Consider the following 2,806-nt stretch of genomic DNA (forward strand, 5'->3'; position numbering starts at 1 on the left):
GGGCACGGCACCTACGCAGCGCTGCCCATCGGCAATCAGGCCAGCAAGCAGATGGTCGAAGTGCACCGCAATCTGGCGCACATTCGCGTCGTCAAATTGCGCACGCGCATAGCTGAAGTGCATCGACAATGTCGCGCCAAGGCCCAAGGCGAGGGTCATTGGGTAGTTGGTCTGCTCCTGATTCTTGACCTGCGCAAAGACCAGCCCGGCTGGCGCGCCCTTCTGCAGCGCCTCGGACACCGGGTAGTTCTCGAACACCAGCAGGGTGTCGAACAGGCCTTCGGCCGCGCCGCCCGCCCAGCGCTGTATATCGTACAGCGGCGTGTGCTCGTGCTCGCGCAAGGCCAGGTTGAGTTGCTGGACCTGGTCGATCCAGGCCGCCACGGATTGCTCGGCACGCGGGCTGGCAATCACCGGCAAGGTGTTGATGAACAGACCCAGTTGCTGCTCGACCCCTTCCAGGTCAGCCGGGCGACCCGACACTGTCGCCCCGAACGTCACGCAGTCCTGCCCGGTATAACGCTGCAACAGCAGCAGCCACGCGGCCTGCACCAGGGTGTTGACGGTAACCCGTTGCTGGCGGGCGAATTCGCTCAGGGCCAGGGTACGGGTGGCATCCAGAACATGATAGTGGTCGCCCTGGCCAGGCGTGGTGACAGCGTTGCCGTTACGCAGCGCATTGGCCAGCCGCGTCGGGTGCTCGACCGGCTGCAGTTGCTGACGCCAGAATGCTTCACTGGCCTGGCGATCCTGCCTGTCCAGCCATTGGATATGCTCACGGTATTTGCCGGCCGTCTGTGCCGGCGCTTGACCCGCATAGCGCTGCAACACTTCACCCAGCAGCTGCGAGTTACTCCAGCCGTCCATGAGGATGTGGTGACTGGTGTAGATCACATGATGCGTGTCTGGCCCGGTGCGGATGATAGCGATGCGCAGCAGTGGGTCATCATGCAGGTCAAATCCGGCCTGGCGGTCGGCGATGGCCCAGGCATCCAGGCGCTGGGCCAGGTCAGGCTGGGATGACCAGTCTTCGTGCACAAACGGCAGGCGGACCGCCCGGCGGATCACCTGCAGCGGCTGCTCGAAACGCGTGACGAAGCTGGCGCGCAGCACATCATGGCGAGCCACGGCCTGCTGCCAGGCCTGGTGAAAACGCTGGCTATCGAGCCCCTCCACGTCCACGCGCATCTGGTTGATATAGTGCCCGGCCTGTCGCTCATACAGGGCATGGAACAGCATGCCCTGTTGCATGGGGGACAGGGGATAGATGTCTTCGATCTCGCCTGCCGGCACGCTCAAGGAATCCAGCTGTGCCTGGTCCAGGGCTGCCAACGGGAAGTCCGAAGGGGTGACGCCCTGGGCTTGCTCATCCACGCAATGGGCCACCAGAGCAGTGAGCTCCGCGGCGTAATCGTCAGCGAGCCGTTGAATGGTGGCAGGGGCGAACATGTCGCGGCTGAAGGTCCAGCCCAGGTTCAGTTCACCGTTATAGACCTGACCATTGATGGACAGCCAGTTGCCGAGTTCAGCCCGGGGGCTTTGATTGGCCCCGCTGCTCTCCGGTGCCGGCGTGAACAGCGCGCTGGTTTCGCCTGCACCGCTGGCTGGGGCAAAGCTGCCATCGAACTGGCCGAGGTAGTTGAAGGTGATGCGGGGTACAGGCAACTGGGCCAGGGCCTGACGGGTTTCTTCGCTGCCCAGATACCGCAAGGCACCAAAGCCGATGCCCTTGTTCGGGATCGTGCGCAGTTGTTCCTTGACTCGCTTGATCGATTCAGCCACCGAAGGCCGAACAGTGAGCTTCACCGGATACAGGCTGGTGAACCAGCCTACCGTACGGGTCAGGTCCACGTCCTCGAACAGGTCTTCACGACCGTGCCCTTCCAACTGGATGTGTACCTGCTCGTCTGCGGTCCAGCGGGCGATCACCCGGGCCAGCGCCGTCAGCAGCAGGTCGTTGACTTGGGTGCGATACGCCGTCGGCGCCTGTTGCAAGAGCTTGCGCGTGAGGTCCGCGCCCAGTCGCGTCTGGGCCCGCTCGGCATGACGGTTTTGCAAAGAGCCCTGCGCGTTGTCGCACGGCAGCAGCGACGACGCCCCTGCCAACTGCTCGCGCCAGAGGCTCAGCTCAGCCTGCGCATCACCGTTGGCATAACCCTGGATGCGCTCGGCCCAGGCCTTGCCGGCACTGGTCTTGGCAGCCAATGCTACTGCCTGGCCCGTACTCAGTTGACCATGGGCGGTTTGCAGATCCTGCAAGAGGATACGCCACGAGACACCATCCACCACCAGGTGATGAACAGCTAGCAACAGTCGCTGGCTACCATCGGGCAGGTTGGCCAGCACCGCCCTGAGCAACGGCCCCTGGGCCAGATCGAGACTGGCCTGGGCGTTTTCACAGAGCCCTGGCAACGCCTGCTCCCCTTCCAGCTCTACCTGCCAGAGCAGGGGTGCCGCCGGGCCCGCGGTCCTGTAAGCGGCCTCCCAACGACCATCATCCTGTTGCGCGAAGCCCAGGCGCAGGGCATCGTGGTGCGCCACCAGTGCCTGCAATGCCTGCTCCAGCACCGACGCCTCCAGGCGTTGGCCCGGGGTCAGCAGCAACGACTGGTTCCAGTGATGCCGGTCCGGGATGTCCTGCTCGAAGAACCACTGCTGGATCGGCAGCAGCAACGCCTGGCCGGTTACCGGCCCCTGGTCGATCTGTACACCGCCCTGCTCGCCCACCCGCGCCACGACCGCCAGGCCTTGCACGGTCTGGTGCTGGAACAGTTGCTTGGGGGTGAAATGAATGCCCGCCTGCCGC

General features: G+C 64.3%; 1 protein-coding gene. It reads right to left on the reverse strand.

Features of this window, described 5'->3' with window-relative positions; genetic code table 11:
- Positions 1-2,806: condensation domain-containing protein (locus QBK88_RS30620; RefSeq protein WP_277965035.1), on the reverse strand; the 2,806-nt coding region annotated here is incomplete at both ends.

Origin of the sequence: Pseudomonas sp. RIT-To-2 (assembly GCF_029623465.1) — a bacterium.
GTDB classification, from domain to species: domain Bacteria; phylum Pseudomonadota; class Gammaproteobacteria; order Pseudomonadales; family Pseudomonadaceae; genus Aquipseudomonas; species Aquipseudomonas silvicola.